This is a genomic window from Neobacillus muris (assembly GCF_943193175.1).
Lineage (GTDB): Bacteria > Bacillota > Bacilli > Bacillales > Cytobacillaceae > Neobacillus > Neobacillus muris.
Genome location: NZ_CALPDF010000001.1, coordinates 223,228 through 241,444, shown reverse-complemented (window position 1 = coordinate 241,444; position 18,217 = coordinate 223,228). Strand labels below are relative to the sequence as shown.

The window sequence follows — 18,217 nt, the reverse complement described above, 5'->3', positions numbered from 1 at the left end:
TTCCTTCGGGCAAATGCCTTGGGAACCGTCCTTGTGTCTTCTTACTCCACCAAAGCAGGGGCGACTCTCAGCTTGGTTGCCTGTTCGTAGGCATAGGCCATGGCGATAAGCTCGGGCTCGCTGAATGCTTTGCCGAAGAAGGCTAGAGCAAATGGGGAGCCGCTTTGATAATAACCTGCAGGAACGGTAATCAGTGGCAGCCCGCTAATATTGATCTCAGAAATAGTAGTGGACTTGATCCATTCCTCGCTCATTTCAGGTATCGCCTCAGGCATCTGCGGGTAGGCGAACCCGTCCAATTTTTGTTCCTCCATTACAGCGTTTATCACGCGGAGCAGCTCATCTTTCACCTCGTAAAATTCCGTTAAATCCGGCAGGACGCTAGGGTCCTTTGCTGCGGTTTCTTCGTTGATGATTTCTAAAACCAACCGTAATGGCCCTTCCTCCGTCCATGGCACCTGTCCCGCTTTTTCAAAGACAGACTTGATGGAAAGGGTAGTATCCTCCGGATCTAAATTTTTAAAGTATTTTTCAAGATCATAGAAAAAGGTTTCCATTCCTATGAAGCTATTCTTCGATTTCATGTATTCTGCCAGACCGGTCCCAGCAAACGGATCGGTTACCACTTCAGCACCTTGGCTTTCCAGGGCTTCAATGGCGGCGGCATATAGCTGTTTCGTTTCCGGTGAAAGTTCTTCGGTACGCCAGCCGGAACCGTACAATCCGAGCCGTTTCCCTTTAAGTGCCCCAGCATCAAGGCAGGAGGCGTATCCTCCAGATGGGACCTTTCCAATCGCAGCTTCTGTTTTCGGATCTTCTTCTGTGTAACCGGCTAGCACGCTTAGTAAAATCACGGCATCTTCAACGGTGCGGGCATGCGGGCCCAAAACATCTCTGGTGCTTCCAGCGAGTGGGGTGACGCCCTTTGTGGGAATTAGTCCAAACGATGGCTTGATTCCGACAATGGCTTGGGCGGCGGCAGGAACCTGAATGGAGCCAGCCGTTTCTTCTGCAATGCCGAGGACGGTAAAGTTTCCGGATACGGCCGTGGCTGTGCCGCTGCTGCTTCCTCCGGGAGAGATGGTGCGGTTGACCGCATTGTAAGTCGGTCCGTCCCAGCTGTTGTTGGCGTTATAAGCACAGCTGAAGGCAGGAATATTGGTTTTTCCAAGGATAATGGCACCGGCTTTTTTAAGTCTCGTTACGATTGGTGCATCATTCTTTGGGATGAGTTCGATTCCGTCTGTTTCTTTGCAAAGAGGAGCCCAGCCAAAAGTGGCGGGATAGCCTGCCACGTCTACGGCTTCCTTAATGACAATGGGGATTCCGGCCAGCGGTCCCAGTTCTGCCCCTGCTTCCCGCAATCGGTCGATCTCTTTTGCCTCTTCCAGTGCCTGAGGATTCAGGAAGGTAAAGGCGTTATAAACTTGTTCATACCTCTCTATTCGTTCCAAGTAGGACTTAATAACCTCTTCTGTTGTGAATTCTCCATTTTTGTACCCTGACAGGAGTTGATTGACTGTTACCTCTTCAAAGCGGAAAGTGGTTCCCGCAGATGTCAATAACGTGCTATTTTCCAATTAGCTTGCTCCTTTCTCATTGGCATTTATTAGACTACTATTTTTATTTTATTCGGATTTGCTCTAGAAAAATATAAACTTGGCAGATTATGTAACAGAGAAAATCAAGACGAGCATCCGTTGTATACAAACTACATAATCCAATTCCATTCACCTGCCTTATCATCACTATAACGGTAAACCAATCCTCATTCTTAACACTTTATGCTATATTTTCCGTACGTTCTATTGATGGCGGATGAGTTTGTGATGTTTATTCAATAAAAAGGCCGGCTTTATATCAAGCCGGCCTCCCGTTATTAAGCGAGTTCATATTCCACGATATTACGGTCGATTACTCTTGCTCCTTTAGCAGAGACGAGCTTTCCGCTGGCAGATACGAAGACATCGGCTGCAATGATTTGCGCCATCGATAGCTTGACGACTTCTTCATCCACTGGTTCCTTTGGATTTTCGACAGAAATCCGTGCCGTCTTGCCAAATTCTGTGCCAAACTGTAACTCCAATGTTTTGGCCATTCCTTTCACCTCCCATCCTCTATATTTTTTCATCGGTATTAAGCGATGATTTCGAAGCTGTCATTGCGCTCCACTTTGTTCATTGGGTCATTGCTCAACGCAGATAGGGCGGTTGCTGCCTGATATAGCTGATCCGCTGTGGCAGCCTTGCTCACATTGCTGAACGTTTTTGCTCTTAGGATCGGCATGCCCTCTTCATCGACTCCTGTTTGGAATTCCAATCGAAGCTTAGTGGTTTCTAGTAATCCTTGTGCCATGTTCCTTCACCTCCTTTCGTCTTCTATATATAGTTTGATAGAAGAAAAAGACAGGTAAGGGAAAAATTTTTTTAATGTGAGAGTTCTTGTGGCCTAGTGGTCCAAATAATCCTGATTTCTTAATTTCTTTAATGCCCCTAGCTTCCATTGCTTTACCGCTGAAACGGAGACATTTTCCTGTGCAGCAATCTCTTTTATCGACCGATCATAGAGAATGGCGCCCATTACCCATCTGGTTTCTTTTTCAGACAGCCCTTGACAATAGGAGTGCAGGATGTTCATTTCAAGGGAATGATCGGGAGTTTGGTCCTTGACTAGTTCCCAAAATTCTTCTTTTGGGTAAATTGTCCGTGTCTCGTCCTTATGGCGGCGGGTCAGCTCCAGTAAGAGTTTCCCTTTAATAAAGGCATAAGCATAGTTGGCGAATCTGCCTTTTTCCGGGTTATAGCCATTGTTTGCTTCCCAAAGTGCAATTAACGCGGTTTGGTAGAATTCCTCCTTGTTTCGGTAAATATGAAGAGAATGCATGATTTTATGGATCATAGGGGTGTATTGATCTACTAATTCATTAAAGCTATCCACTGCTGGATCCTTTCAGGACCGCGCGCTTTCCGAATGATTCCTAGGTAGCTTTAAGATACTGTGAAATCGTGATTATATCGAACATGGCTTTATCGTTTTTGATAGGGAAATAGAAAGGAAGAGTGAGTTTTTTGATAGAAAATGGAATCCTTGGAGGTGATTTTTGAGATTTGGACATTTTTGATATTAATTGATCTTTTTTCAACTAGGAAGGAAAGTTCTATTATGGAATGGACGTGGGAAGGTTTTTCTGATTGTTTATTATAAAATTTCCTATTTCTTCTGTTGAAATCTGTGGTTAAATCAAGTACAGCTATAAATAGTTAAAAAATTTTAAATTTTTGTAAATTTATATTGAAACGGAAAACCACATAACGTTATAATAACAAACAAGTAAGGCACCACATATTGACAGCTTTTTTTTACATAATTAATTTCACCATTGTAGAAATTAATTTAATTTACGTTAAATTACCACAAATAATTTTAATAAATTTGTGAGATTTACTAACATGAAGAAAAAAACTAAAATCTATGGAATGCCCTTCGCAACCAATCAGCTGTCTGGTTGCGAAGTAAATTATTTCAAATTCAGGGAATCAACAGAAAACCAAACCGCCAAGAACGAAATACCTGAAAATCAAACAAAAGGGGGAAATGAAATGAGAAGAATCAAGTTTTGGAGGATTTTGTTGCTGGTTGTAGTTTCTGCAGTCCTATTTGTTGGATGTTCCAGTAATGAGAGCAGCAGCGGCAAGAATGGAGGCAGTAAAAAAGACAATGATGAATTGGTTATTGCAGTAAATGAGAACTTTATTACGATGGACCCGCATAACACGGGGGACACAAACTCAAACTCGGTCCAGTCAGCAATGCTTGAAGGCCTATTGGGATCGGACGAAGAAGGGAAAATAGTCCCTCAATTAGCAGAAGAGTACAGCATCAGCGACGATGCCCTGACTTACTCCTTCAAGCTGCGTCAGGGGGTTAAGTTCCATGATGGGGAAGATTTTAACGCAGAGGCAGTCAAAGCGAACTTTGAAAGAATCATGAACGATGACAGCCTTCGCCTCTATAGCCGGGGCTTCAGTCTCATTACCAATATTGAGATTGTCAGTGATTATGAAATCAAAGTAACGCTAAAAGAACCTTATAGCGGGATGTTAACTCGTTTTGTTTCGGCGAAAATACTGAGTCCAAAACTTCTCGAAGCTGGAAGCGATGAAATCGGAAAAAATCCAGTAGGAACGGGACCATTCAAATTCGTTGAATGGGTTCAGGGAGATCATTTATCAGTAGAGCGTTTTGATGATTATTGGGATAAAAAAGAAAGAGTTAAGAAAATTACTTATAAACCGGTTCCTGAAAACGGATCACGGGTAGCGATGTTAAAAACGGGTGAGGCCCAAGTCATCTACCCGATGCCGAGTCAAAATATAAAAGAGTTAGAGAGTAATAAGGATGTAGAAGTGAAAAAGATTCCTTCCACGATTGCCCGCTATGTTTCCATTAACACGATGAAGGAGCCTTTTGATGATGTCCGCATCCGGCAGGCATTAAACTATGCTGTCGATAAAGATGCCTTTATCAGTGTCGTCAATTCAGGGTTCGGTCTTCCATTAGATTCCATCATTCCAAGTAAAACCCTCCATTATGAAAAGCAAGAAGTCTATAAACAAAATATTGAAAAAGCAAAAGAGCTTTTAAAAGAGGCTGGATTAGAAGAAGGATTTAAAGCGGAAATCTGGGGCAACACGAACTCGGACACCATGAAGGGCATGCAGTTTATCCAGCAGCAGTTAAAGGAAATCGGTGTGGATGTAGAGATTAAATCCATGGAAGAAGGCACGCTGTCAGACGAGATATATGGAGCCCAAACACCTGAGGATGCCAAAGTGCAAATGTGGTATGTAAGCTGGTCTGCTTATCCTTCTGATACAACGAATGCTACAAAACCATTATTCTATGGCGGTTCATTCCCTCCAGGCGGGGCGAATACTGCCTATTATAAAAACGATCAGGTAGATCAATGGATCGATGAAGTTAATATGACTCCGGATGAAAATAAACAGGCAGAAATTTATAGCCAGATCCAAAAGCAAGTCTATAAAGATGCGCCATGGATTTTCTTAGGCGTCGATGAAATTCTCGCTGGTATGAGATCCAATGTAGAGGGTGTCTATATTTCCCCGACAGGCGGGATTAATGTCACAGATGCAAACCTGAAGTAAGTTTCATGTAAAGGATAGAGGCGGAGGGAGACAGCTCCCAAAGCTTCTTTCCTTGTTAGGAAAGGAGATTGGAATATGCCCCAATATGTCTTAAAAAGAATTTTTGAAATGATCCCGATCCTATTTATTGTTTCAGTCCTCATCTTCTTTTTTACCCATTTGATTCCGGGAGACCCTGCGCGGCTGGTAGCGGGAAAGGATGCTACGGCAGAGGAAGTGACCATCATAAGATCCGAACTCGGCCTCGATAAGCCCATATGGGATCAGTACATTACCTACATGGGCAATCTATTTCAGGGAGATTTAGGGACCTCGCTAAAAACAAGATTGCCCGTCATGGATATGTTTGCGGACCGATTTATGCCATCCATCTATTTAACTCTATCTAGTATGGTCTGGGCCCTGATTTTAGGATTGCTGATTGGGACATTATCAGCAGTTTTTAAAAATAAGTGGCCTGACTACCTGGGAATGGTGACAGCTGTTTCAGGCATTTCTTTACCGGGCTTTTGGTTGGGCTTATTACTTATTCAAGTCTTTTCGGTACAGCTTGGATGGTTTCCGACTGGGGGAATCGATAGCTGGAAAAGCTACGTCCTGCCGTCCTTGACGTTAGGGGCAGGGATCATGTCCATGCTTGCCCGCTTTACCAGGTCCTCTTTGCTGGAAACATTAAAGGCAGACTTTATTCGAACAGGGAGGGCGAAAGGGCTGAAAGAGTCCATTGTGATTCCAAAGCATGCCTTGCGGAATTCGCTCATTCCGGTCGTGACCATTGCAGGTCTGCAATTCGGCTTCCTATTAGGCGGGTCGGTAGTGGTAGAAACGGTATTCAGCTTTCCAGGTATGGGGCGCTTATTGATTGATTCCATATCATTTAGGGACTATCCGGTTATTCAAGCAGAGCTACTGCTCTTTTCACTGGAATTCATTCTTGTGAATTTATTGGTAGATATCCTGTATAGTTTTCTAAATCCAAAAATCCGACAAGTATCGTAAAGGAGGATGGTCATGGAGGTAACAAAAGAAATTAATCCATCTATAACGGTTGTAGCAGAAAAAAAGTATTCTCCCTTCAAGGAATTTTGGAAGAACTGGAAAAAACAAAAGACAGCTTTTTGGGCAAGCCTGTTTATTCTTTTGCTGATCCTTATTGCCATTATTGGCCCTTATATTGCACCTTACGATCCTTATGAACCTGACTATAATGCTACCTTGCAAGGGCCAAGCCAAGCTCATATTGCAGGAACAGATGAATACGGCCGGGATATTTTTAGCCGGCTGCTGGCAGGTGCCAGGATTTCGCTCAGTGTCAGCTTTTTATCTGTTTTGTTAGGTGCTATAGGGGGGACCATACTAGGCCTGATAAGTGGATACTTTGGGGGATGGTTAGACCGCATGATTATGAGAACAAGTGATGTATTGTTTGCTTTTCCTGATATTTTGCTCGCCATTGCCATTATTGCGATATTAGGGCCTGGCTTGAAAAATGTCGTCATAGCGGTTTCCGTTTTCAGTATTCCGTCCATTGCCAGATTGGTAAGGGGATCCACTCTTGAGGCAAAAGAGACCGTCTTTGTGGAAGCGGCCAGGTCAATGGGGGCTTCCCATTTTCGAATTATGCTCAAGCATATTTTTCCAGAAACGGCAAGCAGTCTTATTGTGTTCATATCCATGAGAATTGGTACGGCTATTTTGGCTGCGTCCAGCTTAAGCTTCCTTGGTTTAGGGGCAAGTCCTGAAACGCCGGATTGGGGAGCGATGCTGAGCCTCGGCCGGGATTATTTAGGGACATCCTCGCATGTAGTCATGATGCCAGGCATAGCCATCTTTTTAACGGTACTGGCCTTTAACTTAGTGGGCGATGGTTTAAGAGATGTGTTAGATCCAAAAACAAAGAACGAATAAGGGAGTTAGAAGAGGATGGAAAAGCTGCTGCAGGTTGAAAAGCTTGAAACTGAATTCACGAAGGATAAGCAAAAAATTAAAATTCTTCATGGTGTGACGTTTTCCATTAAAAAAGGCGAGGTCCTTGGGTTAGTAGGAGAGTCTGGAAGCGGTAAAAGCATCACGTCCTTATCTATCATGAAGCTTTTCAAAGGAACAAGCGGTGAAATAAGTGCAGGGAAGATCCAATTTCGTGATCAAGAGTTGACCACAAAATCAGAGTCAGACATGCGTAAGATCCGTGGCAAACAAATTGCCATGATTTTTCAAGAGCCCATGACTTCCCTAAATCCTGTTATGAAAATAGGAGAACAATTGATGGAGCCGATTCGCCTTCATTTGGGGTTAACCGACAAACAGGCCAGGCAGCATGCGATTTCTATTTTGAAAAAAGTCGGCATTCCACGGGCAGACGAAATCCTCCATGAATTTCCTCATCAATTGTCTGGAGGAATGCGGCAGCGAATCATGATTGCTATGGCCATTTCGTGTAATCCTCAGCTGTTAATCGCAGATGAACCGACAACCGCTCTGGACGTCACCATCCAGGCCCAGATATTAGACTTAATCAAGAAGCTTCAGAAAACGGAAGACATGTCTGTGCTATTAATAACCCACGATTTGGGCGTGGTCGCGGAAATGTGTGACCGCGTGGTGGTCATGTATGCCGGCAGGGTGGTGGAAGAGGCAGATGTCTTCGAATTATTTGAAAGCCCTAAGCACCCTTATACAAAAGGATTAATTAATTCGGTCCCGAAACTGGGCCAACAAAAGGATCGGCTCGATTCAATAAAGGGAAATGTTCCAGACCCTAGTAATCTTCCAAAAGGATGTAAATTTGCTCCGAGATGCATTGAAGCGCTGCCGATTTGTTTCCAAGAAGAACCCGCTGAAATCATATTTGAGAATGGGAGGTCCTGCAGTTGCTGGTTATATGAACAGGAGAGGGGGGGAATCCATGTCTAATGCTCTATTAAAGGTATCTGGATTGAAGAAATCTTTTGAAATTTCGAATGGAATGTTTGGAAAAAAGAAATCGGTAAAAGCGGTGCATGATGTATCGTTCATGATTCCAGAGGGGAAGACCTTTAGTCTGGTAGGGGAAAGCGGCTGCGGCAAATCAACTACAGGGAGATTAATTTCTCGACTAATCGAGCCGAGCATGGGTGAAATTTGGATTGACGGAGAGGAAATCTCCAAAAGGAAAGAGTCCCAATTGAAAGGCGTTAGAAAAAAGGTCCAAATGATCTTCCAAGATCCGTATGCCTCGTTAAATCCAAGAATGAAGGTTCGTGATATCGTAGGGGAGCCCCTTGCCATTCATACCAATTTGTCTAGAGACGAACGAAATAAAAAGGTATCTGACATGTTAGAGGTGGTAGGGTTAAGTGAATATCATGCGGACCGTTATGCACATGAGTTCAGCGGCGGCCAGCGGCAGCGGATTGGGATTGCGCGTGCCTTGATTCTGAACCCCAAGCTCATCATTGCGGATGAGCCGGTTTCTGCCTTAGATGTTTCGATTCAATCACAAATCCTAAATCTATTAAAGGATTTACAGGCCGAATATCATTTGACCTATTTGTTTATTTCCCATGACTTAAGTGTGGTTGAACACATCAGTGATCATATAGGGGTTATGTACCTCGGAACCATCGTAGAGACCGGGCCTAAAGAGGTTATTTTCTCTAATCCCCAGCATCCTTATACAAAAGCTCTGCTGTCTTCTATCCCGATACCAGACCCAAGAATGCGGCGTGAGCGGATTATATTGCAAGGGGATTTGCCAAGTCCGGTCAACCCTCCTGCCGGGTGCAGGTTTCATACACGCTGTCCTCATGCTGTGGATAGATGCCGAGTATCTGAGCCGCCAATTAAAAAGGGCGAGGGGGAGGACCATTTCGTCGCCTGCCATTTAGTTGATTAGCAGAATAGGATTATAGCCTGTTCAACATGACCCGGAGAGTTATTTAAATTTATATAAAAATTTGAAGAGGGAGTGGAAAAAATGAAGGTAGGATTAAGCACTTATAGTTTAGTAAAGGAATTGAGAGAAGGCACGATGTCAGTATTGGATGTCATCCAATGGATTGCGGACAATGGCGGAGAGCAAATGGAAATGGTCCCATATGGGTATTCAGTGGTGGACGATGTAGAGTTGGCTGACCAAATTAAGGAAAAAGCAGCATCACTGGGAATTGAGCTCTCCGCTTACTCATGCCCTGCCAATTTTGTCCAAGAAACAGATGAAGCTTTTTATGAAGAGGTGGAGCGTCTTAAAAAGCATATTGATATCGTGAACAGGCTCGGAATCAAAATTATGCGCCATGATGTAACAGCGTTTGCCCTCAAGCCAGAGGAAATGACTATCCATTACTTTGAAGAGCATTTTTCCAAAATGGTGAAAGGAAGCCAGCTGCTCGCGGATTATGCCTCCCAATTCGGGATAACCACCACGATCGAAAACCATGGCTTTAATGTCCAGTCCAGTGACCGGGTGCAGCGGGTCATTCATGCGGTAAACCGGGGAAATTTTAAAACAACACTAGATGTAGGAAACTTCCTCTGTATCGATGAGGATCCTCTTGTTGGTGTGAAGAAAAACGTCAAATATGCGGCGACTGTCCATTTTAAAGATTTTTATATCCGTCCTTATTACGAAAACCCAGGAGACGGAGTTTGGTTCAGAACCGTGAACGAAAATTATTTGCGCGGGGCAATCGTCGGCCATGGGGACATTAATATACGTGAGATTATCAAACTAGTGAAAAATTCGGGTTATGACGGTTATTTGACGGTTGAGTTTGAAGGAATGGAAGACCCTAAAGTGGGATCAAAGATCGGAATGGATAATGTAAGAAGGCTGTGGGAAGAAGTCTAATAAATGTATGTGAAAATCACCATAGAAAGGAAGGATGGTTTTGGATAAGCTTCGGGTATGTGTGATCGGTACAGGATCCATTTCCGATTTTCATTTAAAGTCTTTTGCGAATAACCCTGACGCGATTTTATATGGCGCATATGATTATGTGAATGAAAGAGCAGAGGAAAAAGCAAAAAAATATGGAATTAGCCGTGTTTATTCCAGCCTAGATGAGGTTTTTGAAGACCCCCATGTAGATGCTATTAGTATTTGCACTTGGAATAATACCCACGCAGACATTTCCATTGCTGCCCTTAAAGCGGGCAAACACGTGCTTGTCGAGAAACCTTTATCCATGAATGTGGAACAGGCATTAAAGGTGGAGGCGGCTGTACACGAAACAAAAAAAACGCTACAGGTTGGATTTGTAAGAAGGTTTGCCGCCAACACAAGGGTATTAAAGGCCTTTATTGATAATGGCAAATTAGGAGACATCTATTATGCGAAGGCAACGTGCCTGCGCCGTTTGGGAAACCCCGGCGGCTGGTTTGCGGATATTGAACGCTCAGGCGGCGGCCCGTTGATTGATCTTGGCGTCCATATTATTGATGTTTGCTGGTATTTGATGGGGCGCCCAAAGGTGAAAGCCATATCCAGCCATACGTATCAAATGCTTGGGAATAGAGGAAATGTTGAGAATCTAAGCTTCTATAAAGCAGCAGATTATGATAAAGCCAAAAATACAGTGGAAGATATGGCCAACGCGCTCATAACCTTCGAAAATGGCGCGTCATTGATGCTGGATGTCTCCTTTACGCTTCATGCAAAAAAGGATGAGATTCAGGTGAAATTATTTGGCACTAAAGGCGGGGCGGAGTTAGAGCCGGAATTAATGTTGGTGGGAGAAGAAAATAACACCATCGTCAATATTCACCCGCAAATTGACCATTTAACATTCGATTTTGCCCATTCATTTCAAAATGAAATCGATGCTTTCGTAACAAGCTGTTTATCAGGAACGAGACCGGTGGCTCCTGTAGAAGATGGTGTTGAAATTATGAAAATTTTGGCCGGCATTTACGAAGCGTCGGAAAAGAACTGTGTGGTGACATTTTCATAAATGGAGGTAAAAGTGAAAAACAAAATCGGCATTATCGTGGATAGCCTTTCTTTGCCGCTGCGGGATGGGTTAAAAACAGCAAAGGACTTGGAAGCGGACGGGGTCCAAATTTATGCAGTGAAAGGAGAAATGGCACCGGAGAACCTTAGTGTCCCGTCACGTAAAGAGTTGAAATCCTATATAGAATCTTTAGGATTAGAGATTTCTGCCCTTTGCGGTGACTTAGGGGGGCATGGTTTTCAGGATGCCCAGCAAAACCCAGTGAAAATTAACAAGTCCAAGCGAATTTTAGACCTGGCTGTTGAATTGGGAACGAATATTGTCACCACACATATCGGGATTGTTCCAGATGATGAAGACAATCCCGTGTATGAAGCAATGCAAAGGGCTTGTGAAGAGCTGGGGGTTTATGCGAAAAGTATGAATGCCTACTTTGCGATTGAAACCGGGCCCGAAAAAGCATCCACATTAAAGGCTTTTTTGGATAGCTTAAGTACAAACGGTGTTTCCGTGAATTTTGACCCAGCTAATATGGTGATGGTAACGGGAGATGATCCTGTTGAAGGGGTTAATCTATTAAAGGATTATATCGTCCATACCCATGTAAAGGATGGAGTCCGGCTCAAGCCAGTCGATCCCCGTGATGTATATGGCGCTCTCGGCTATGGAGGGGGAACAGACCACGAAAAAATAGCCCAAATGGTCGCCTCCGGAGAGTATTTTAGAGAGGTGCCGCTCGGTAATGGAAGTGTCGATTTTTCCAGTTACTTCGCTGCACTAAGGGAGATTAATTATAATGGTTATTTAACCATTGAACGGGAAATCAAAACAAACCCCATCAAGGACATTTCAGAGGCTGTCCAGTTTATTAAGGGTTTTAAATAGTGTAATAGAATGTAATAAGGGCATCCTAAAGGAAAAAATAGCTCCTTTGGGGTGCTTCGTTTTATTAGATATGAAAGTATAAAAGTTTTAGACTTTAAGAATTGTCTTGCGCAAGCGCCCTAGCGCTTTTCTTATCGAATGATGTTAGTTCTTTCAGCGGGAGGATTAACGTGATTCCTTAAAAGGGTCTTTTTGAATATTTTGTCGTTTTTTGCTTTTAAGCAGGTTTAGGACTTTATAATTATGATATGATCGAGTTCAGAACCGTATTTTATGAAAGGAATCCATTTTAATTGGATCATTAAAATAGTAAAAAGAGGGTAATCGAATGGAGAAACAGGACCAGCTATTAATGAAAAAGCAAAACAAGAATTTAGTCCTAGAAATCATTAAAAGTCATTCTCCTATTTCAAGAATGGAAATTGCCAAAATAACTGGGATGAGTCCGACCACGATAACAAGAATTGTCAGTGAGCTCCAGCTGCAGGGGTTTGTGAGGGAGACAGAGTTAGTCACTTCAGGTGTAGGCAGAAAAGCAGTCCTGCTCGACGTTTGCGGGGATGTCCTTTATACGATTGGAGTTGAGATTGATAAATCCGTCATCAAAATAGGCATTGTCAATTACACAGGCAAAATGGTGGTATGGGAAAATGTCTCAAGAGTACAATCGGAAAAATATGAGGAAACATTGGAGAAGGTCACTAACCATACCAATAACTTGATTCGTTTAAATAAGATTCCTAGTCAAAAAATTCTCGGAATGGCGGTCGGTCTCCCAGGCCTGATTGATTACCAAAATGGGATTGTGAAGGTATCGGATCAATTGAAATGGAACAATGCCAGTTTGGCTGATGACCTTAAAAAACGGATTGGGTATGAGGTCATCATTGATAATGAGTTGAAAATGGAAATAGTGGCTGAATATTTTTTCGGTATGGCAAAAGATTCTCAGAATGCCGTTTTAGTAGGAATTGGATCAGGTATTGGCTCTGCCATCATTTTAAATGGAGAGATTTATCGAGGCGAATCCAATAACGCCGGTGAAATTGGCCATACGGTCATTGATCCGACAGGGAATGTATGCAGCTGCGGGAAGGTTGGCTGTCTTGCTACCTATATTTCTGAAGGGGCCATCGTGTTGAGTGCGAGGAATGTAAAGGACATTCAAACCGTAGATGATGTGTTCCAAGCATACCGTGATGGAGAGTCCTGGGCCATTAATATTATGGATAGAGTATCGACCTATATGGCGCTGGCCATTAGCAATATATTGTGCCTATATAACCCAGAGGTCATCATCTTAAGCGGCAATACCATCCGAAAGTTCCCGGAAATAAAAGAGGCTATCGAAAGAAAATGTGATTTATATATATGGGAACCACTAAAAGAAAAAGTGAAAATACTTTATTCCAATTTTAGGGATCAAGGGGTAGTGCTTGGAGCGGCGATTCAGGCACAGAATACGCTGCTGGATTTGGAATAAAAAGAGGAAGGGGATGGCTCTTGTGTTGAAAACCACAAGAACCGCCCCCTGCTTCACTAGTAGTCTATAAGTTCATTAATCTTAAAAATCACATGAATAATTTCAATAGATTGCCAAGCAAGATTCCAACAAGACCAAAGTCTGCATCGCCGAATGTAGTGCCATTAAATCCAAGCGAACCTAGAACAGGCAATAACAATGCCGGCAAGAAACTGATGATAATACCGTTGGCGAAAGCCCCTAGAATGGCGCCGCGTCTGCCGCCAGTTGCATTTCCGAAGACGCCTGCTGCCGCCCCAGTAAAGAAATGTGGAACAAGCCCAGGAACAATAACCGATAATCCAAAAACCGGGAGCAGGAACATACAAATGACACCGGCAACAAAACTGGATAAGAAGCCGACGATTACCGCGTTTGGAGCAAAAGGGAATACGATCGGGCAATCCAATGCCGGTTTGGCATTCGGCACTACCTTGTCGGCGATTCCTTTGAAGGCCGGAACAATTTCCGCAATGACCATCCGAACCCCAGCCAATACGATGAATACGCCCCCGGCAAACGTAATCGCTTGCGTTAACGAGAAGACGATAAAGTTGGTGCCGCCGCTTAATTCCCCTTCAATAAAGGCTGGACCGGTAAAACAAGCGACCACGATGAACATTAAAGCCATGGTTAATGCTAGTGCTACTGAGGAATCACGAAGGAATCCAAGCGATTTCGGCACTTTAATTTCTTCTGTTGTTTTTTCTTTATTGCCAAAATACTTACCGATCGTACCTGCTACGAAATAACCAATGGAACCAAAGTGTCCCACTGCCACATCATCAGATCCCGTAATTTGCCGGGTAAAAGGCTGAAGCATGGCCGGCATTAATACCATCAGCGCGCCAAGAATAATCGAGCCAACAATGGTCAGGACGACACCTTCCATTCCGGCGGCCGCCAGAACAGCAGCCAGCATACATGCCATAAACATCGTGTGATGGCCGGTTAAGAAGATATATTTTAATTTCGTAAATCGTGCCAGCAGAATATTGACGACCATACCAAAGACCATGATCATCGCCGTTTCAGCGCCAAATGTTTTTTGGGCTAATGCCACAATGGCTTCGTTATTTGGGACAATTCCTTTAATGTGGAAGGCATGTTCAAACATTTGTCCGAATAAGCCTAAAGATCCCGTAATGACATTGGCTCCGGCGCTTAAAATAATGAAGCCCATGATGGTCTTCAAGGTGCCGGAAACGACATCTGCAATCCCTTTTTTCTGCAGCAATAAACCAATTAAGGCAAAGATCCCTACTAAAATAGCGGGCGTGCCCAAGATATCATTCATTATTAAATGAAGCATACATATCAACCCTTCAGTATGTTAGTCGTTAATGCTTTTTTAATTTCATCTAAGCTAAACATGTTCACCAATGAAATGACTTTTCTGCTGCCATCATTTAATTGGTCCATAATTTCTGGAGATCCAATATAGTAGTCGGCGCTTTCTGACTTGGCGCTGGCTAAGTCCGTATGTGAGCATGTGCCCTCAATGTTTAATTCCTTCATGGCCTTTTGGACATTCATTGACATCATAAAACTGCTTCCTAATCCGTTTCCGCAAACAACTAAAATTTTCATTTTGCTTCCTCCTTTAATAGATCCGCTACTTGTTGATAAGTTTTGGCTGCAATCAAGGCACTGACCTTCTCTTCACTAGCTAACACCGATGATAATTCGGATAATAGGATTAAATGTGAATCAGAGTCAGGGGCTGCCAATACAAGAAAAACGTTTGCGCTTTTCTCGCTTTCAAATGTCACGCCTTTTTCCAAAACTAATAAACTTAATCCCAATTTGTTGACGCCGTATTCAGGCCGCGCATGGGGCATGGCAAACTTTGGCATGATCACGATGTAAGGACCAAATTGCTTCACATTTTCGATCATTGTCTCAACATACTGCTGTTCAATAGCAGCTTTTGCTAACAATGGCGCAGCTGCCATCCGAATGGCCTCTTCCCAATCTTGCGCTTCTTTTTTAAATTGGACCATGTCCACTGTAAGATAATCCGCAAGCACTGGCATCACTCCCTTCGTATTATCTGGAATACCTGCTGACGATTTGGAAAATTTCTTTTGAGCTGCCAGCCTGGATGATTTCCTTGATGTTCTCTTCCTCTGAAAGTATGGTGGTCAATTGAGAAAGGGCTTTCAGATGCGTCTCTCCATCAACCGCAGCCAAGACAATGACAAGATGGATGTCATGCCCTGCTTTTTCAGAAAAGGGGACTGCCTTTTCAAGCTTCAGCATGCTCATGCTTAATGTGTGGACCCCATCCTCTGGGCGTGCATGCGGGATGGCCACGCTTGGGGAAATCACAATGTAAGGTCCCATTTTTTCAATATTTTCAATCATGGCCTGTGTGTAGGCTTCTGTAATAAAACCGTTCTTTAAAAGAGGTTTGGCGGCTGTTCGAATCGCTTCTTGCCAATCGGTTACATGATTTTTTAGCTGAATGGCTTCCTCTTTAAGCAAACTGGCCAAAGGCGGCTTTTCGATATCCTGAACCGGCCGTTCCGGTTTGCAGAGGTATTGCTTTAACTCCTGATGGAGACCTTCTTTGTCAAAAATCGCCGCATGCCTGCCAATCATCTCCATCAAGGCTTCCATGGAATAGTGCTGCTTTGGCGGCGTCTCAAGGTGACCAATTACTTTCTTTAATAGGCTTTCTTTTTCGGTCTCCGTTAAGATGGGGCTTACGACAAACACAGGCTTATCTTTTTCCTCTAAAGGGATCGTTGAAATGATAAAGTCTGCCTGGTATTGCTGTCTCTCATAATCCCTTAAGGAAACACAGCCTATCAAATCTACGGTCGAAAAAAGACCTTCCAATTGGTGCATGAGCAATCTGGATGTTCCCACTCCATTGGTGCACACCAGCAGGGCGCTTTTTCTGGCTGCCGGTTTAACGCCTACCTTGCGCATCCATCCGCCGAAATGCATCGCGATCAGGGCGATTTCATGTTCGTTCATCTGTTTTCCGACGACAGCCTCCAGATGCACGATGACCTTTTGGGTTAAAAGGAATATGTCATGGTACTCCTTTTTAATCGTTTCGGTCATATCACTTTCGAATTCCAATCCATATTGGATCCTGTAATAGGCCGGTTTTATGTGCAATAGAAGATGGCTCTCAATTTCTGTGCGATTTTCAAAAAATACACAGGCATACTTTTGAAAATCGGCGACCATATCGGAAACCACAGCCGTCAGAATTTGTTCATCCTCATTTAGGCTTTTTAGCTGAAGATCCTTTGAGAACTGGATTCTCGAACTAAGCAAATGCTTGGTCATATACAAGATTTCTTCCTCTGGAAATTCAAGCTCAAACAAGACGGAAAGCTTGTCGCTGATTTTTTTGGCCGCTTGGAATGGCTTGGCTGCTTGTAAAATTTCCTTGTCGATCGGGTCGATGGTAATTTTTTTTCCTTGAGCGGCTCTTTTGCAAAAAAGCAGGAGACGAACCGATAAATTGTATAGGACTTCATCGGTAAACTGGAGATTTAATTCTTGCTCGCTTTCTCCAATGATCCGTTGAACCGCTTTCAATTTCTCGTAATCGAAAAGGTGATCTTCGTTCGCTCCAACATTTAAAAGGAATGGGATTTTTGAAAAAAATAATTGCCAATTTTTATCGGTCAGAACATGTTGAAGGTAATAGACAATGGCTTTTCGTTTATTATCTTCCTCACCAAGGATGAGATAGCCGTCTTTCCGATCGAACAGCAGGGTCAACTCGAACCGTTCCAATTCCGTTTTTAATGCTTTCAGGTCCTCGATGGTGGTATTGCGGCTAACCCTCAATTTCTCCATTAAATTTTCGAGAAATAGGGGCGTTTCGCGTGCAATCAGGTAAATGGCAAGCCATGCTTTCCTTTCCTTGGCTGAATACTCATAATGCCAGGATGGCAGCTCTCCTAACTTTTCAGGCACATGCTTTCTGGCCTCGTCCTCTAAAATGAAACCGGCTGAACGGACATTCTTCACCATTGGCAGCTGGTTGTCTTTTAACCAATCGTTAATTTTTTCTATATCGTAATAAATCGTTCTCCTTGAAATATGAAATTTCTCGGTTAATTCTCTGACAGACACATAGGTTTGCGCTTTCACCATATGCGATAAAATGGCAGTACTGCGTTGGTCAAGTGACACTTCGATACCTCCCTTGCACAAAGTTTTGTGCAAAAAAGTACTTAAATTTTATTAGGCAATTGCTTGATTTAAATATACACCATAGTTTATCAGGAGTGGAGACCAAATGTCGCCAGTTTGTTTGTGCAAGGATTGGACTCAGTGCCATTCAGTGCAGTGCCCGAAGCATTATTTTATTGGAATGGCATATAATAGGATTGGAGGATACCAACTTTTTAAGAGGGTGTTGAGGATTGCCAGTATGAAGGAAGTTGAACATGTCCTGGCCAGTTCGGGCCACCCATTAGCCGATAAATGGGTTCACAATGATTTGATCAAGCGGAGTATTGCAGTCAGTTATGATTATTGGCTGGAGGATACGGGCATCCCGATGGCTTTAGAGGAATTTGTGCAGCAGTACCTTGAACATGCAGCATATTTGGGCGGCATCTTTTCCGCCGATCTAGAAGAACCTGGCTGATCGTCAGGTTTTTTGTTTTGGGCTGATATCGGAACGGTTCACATAGTTGGTTGTGTAGACCCAATGAAACTGCCACTTTCGTCGGATG

The 18,217-nt window shown here is 43.3% G+C and carries 18 protein-coding genes; 10 read left to right on the top strand and 8 right to left on the bottom strand.

Going from position 1 to position 18,217, the window contains the following annotated elements:
- Positions 1-41: 41 nt before the first annotated feature.
- From NFS43_RS01080 to NFS43_RS01065, 4 genes are all read right to left on the bottom strand, one after another.
- Complete coding sequence (locus tag NFS43_RS01080) at positions 42-1,580, bottom strand: amidase (RefSeq protein WP_251548910.1); 1,539 nt, start codon at positions 1,578-1,580, stop codon at positions 42-44.
- A gap of 299 nt (positions 1,581-1,879) precedes the next feature.
- Complete coding sequence (locus NFS43_RS01075; RefSeq protein ID WP_251548909.1) at positions 1,880-2,098, bottom strand: DUF2922 domain-containing protein; 219 nt, start codon at positions 2,096-2,098, stop codon at positions 1,880-1,882.
- Between the two features lie 38 nt (positions 2,099-2,136).
- Positions 2,137-2,355, bottom strand: coding sequence for a DUF1659 domain-containing protein (locus NFS43_RS01070; protein WP_251548908.1), 219 nt, complete (start codon positions 2,353-2,355; stop codon positions 2,137-2,139).
- 93 nt (positions 2,356-2,448) lie between these two features.
- Positions 2,449-2,937, bottom strand: coding sequence for a sigma-70 family RNA polymerase sigma factor (locus tag NFS43_RS01065; RefSeq protein WP_251548907.1), 489 nt, complete (start codon positions 2,935-2,937; stop codon positions 2,449-2,451).
- A gap of 662 nt (positions 2,938-3,599) precedes the next feature.
- On the opposite strand from NFS43_RS01065, the gene NFS43_RS01060 reads away from it, so the two are divergent.
- The 9 genes from NFS43_RS01060 (at position 3,600) to NFS43_RS01020 (ending at position 13,466) form a co-directional block, all read left to right on the top strand.
- The gene (locus tag NFS43_RS01060; RefSeq protein WP_251548906.1) at positions 3,600-5,168 is read left to right on the top strand and encodes a glutathione ABC transporter substrate-binding protein; all 1,569 of its coding nucleotides are present in this window, start codon (positions 3,600-3,602) and stop codon (positions 5,166-5,168) included.
- Positions 5,169-5,243: 75 nt separating this feature from the next.
- A complete protein-coding gene (gene gsiC, locus NFS43_RS01055) occupies positions 5,244-6,167 on the top strand; it encodes a glutathione ABC transporter permease GsiC (RefSeq protein WP_251548905.1) in 924 nt (307 codons plus the stop codon).
- Positions 6,168-6,179: 12 nt separating this feature from the next.
- Positions 6,180-7,076 carry an ABC transporter permease gene (locus tag NFS43_RS01050; protein WP_251548904.1) on the top strand — a complete coding sequence of 299 codons (897 nt, stop codon included), beginning with the start codon at positions 6,180-6,182 and terminating at the stop codon, positions 7,074-7,076.
- Positions 7,077-7,091: 15 nt separating this feature from the next.
- Complete coding sequence (locus NFS43_RS01045) at positions 7,092-8,081, top strand: ABC transporter ATP-binding protein (RefSeq protein ID WP_251548903.1); 990 nt, start codon at positions 7,092-7,094, stop codon at positions 8,079-8,081.
- Positions 8,074-9,042, top strand: a complete 969-nt coding sequence (locus NFS43_RS01040) for an ABC transporter ATP-binding protein (protein WP_251548902.1) — start codon at positions 8,074-8,076, stop codon at positions 9,040-9,042. Before NFS43_RS01045 ends, NFS43_RS01040 begins: the two co-directional genes overlap by 8 nt.
- Before the next feature lie 81 nt (positions 9,043-9,123).
- Complete coding sequence (locus NFS43_RS01035) at positions 9,124-9,996, top strand: sugar phosphate isomerase/epimerase family protein (RefSeq protein WP_251548901.1); 873 nt, start codon at positions 9,124-9,126, stop codon at positions 9,994-9,996.
- A gap of 40 nt (positions 9,997-10,036) precedes the next feature.
- The gene (locus NFS43_RS01030; RefSeq protein ID WP_251548900.1) at positions 10,037-11,098 is read left to right on the top strand and encodes a Gfo/Idh/MocA family protein; all 1,062 of its coding nucleotides are present in this window, start codon (positions 10,037-10,039) and stop codon (positions 11,096-11,098) included.
- Positions 11,099-11,983: a sugar phosphate isomerase/epimerase family protein gene (locus NFS43_RS01025; protein ID WP_251548899.1), complete on the top strand. Its 885-nt coding sequence runs from the start codon at positions 11,099-11,101 to the stop codon at positions 11,981-11,983.
- Between the two features lie 328 nt (positions 11,984-12,311).
- Positions 12,312-13,466, top strand: a complete 1,155-nt coding sequence (locus NFS43_RS01020) for an ROK family transcriptional regulator (protein WP_251548898.1) — start codon at positions 12,312-12,314, stop codon at positions 13,464-13,466.
- Between the two features lie 88 nt (positions 13,467-13,554).
- Here NFS43_RS01020 and NFS43_RS01015 read toward each other — a convergent pair whose 3' ends face one another.
- From NFS43_RS01015 to NFS43_RS01000, 4 genes are read right to left on the bottom strand one after another with little or no spacing between them, the layout of a single operon-like run.
- Entirely contained in the window at positions 13,555-14,817 is a 1,263-nt protein-coding gene (locus NFS43_RS01015) for a PTS ascorbate transporter subunit IIC (RefSeq protein WP_251548897.1), read from the bottom strand.
- A gap of 5 nt (positions 14,818-14,822) precedes the next feature.
- Entirely contained in the window at positions 14,823-15,095 is a 273-nt protein-coding gene (locus NFS43_RS01010; RefSeq protein ID WP_251548896.1) for a PTS sugar transporter subunit IIB, read from the bottom strand.
- Complete coding sequence (locus NFS43_RS01005; RefSeq protein ID WP_251548977.1) at positions 15,092-15,541, bottom strand: PTS sugar transporter subunit IIA; 450 nt, start codon at positions 15,539-15,541, stop codon at positions 15,092-15,094. The genes NFS43_RS01010 and NFS43_RS01005 overlap by 4 nt, the downstream gene beginning before the upstream one ends.
- Before the next feature lie 13 nt (positions 15,542-15,554).
- Positions 15,555-17,669 carry a BglG family transcription antiterminator gene (locus NFS43_RS01000; protein ID WP_251548895.1) on the bottom strand — a complete coding sequence of 705 codons (2,115 nt, stop codon included), beginning with the start codon at positions 17,667-17,669 and terminating at the stop codon, positions 15,555-15,557.
- Positions 17,670-17,910: 241 nt separating this feature from the next.
- On the opposite strand from NFS43_RS01000, the gene NFS43_RS00995 reads away from it, so the two are divergent.
- Positions 17,911-18,129, top strand: coding sequence for a hypothetical protein (locus NFS43_RS00995; protein ID WP_251548894.1), 219 nt, complete (start codon positions 17,911-17,913; stop codon positions 18,127-18,129).
- The last annotated feature ends 88 nt before the right edge of the window (positions 18,130-18,217 follow it).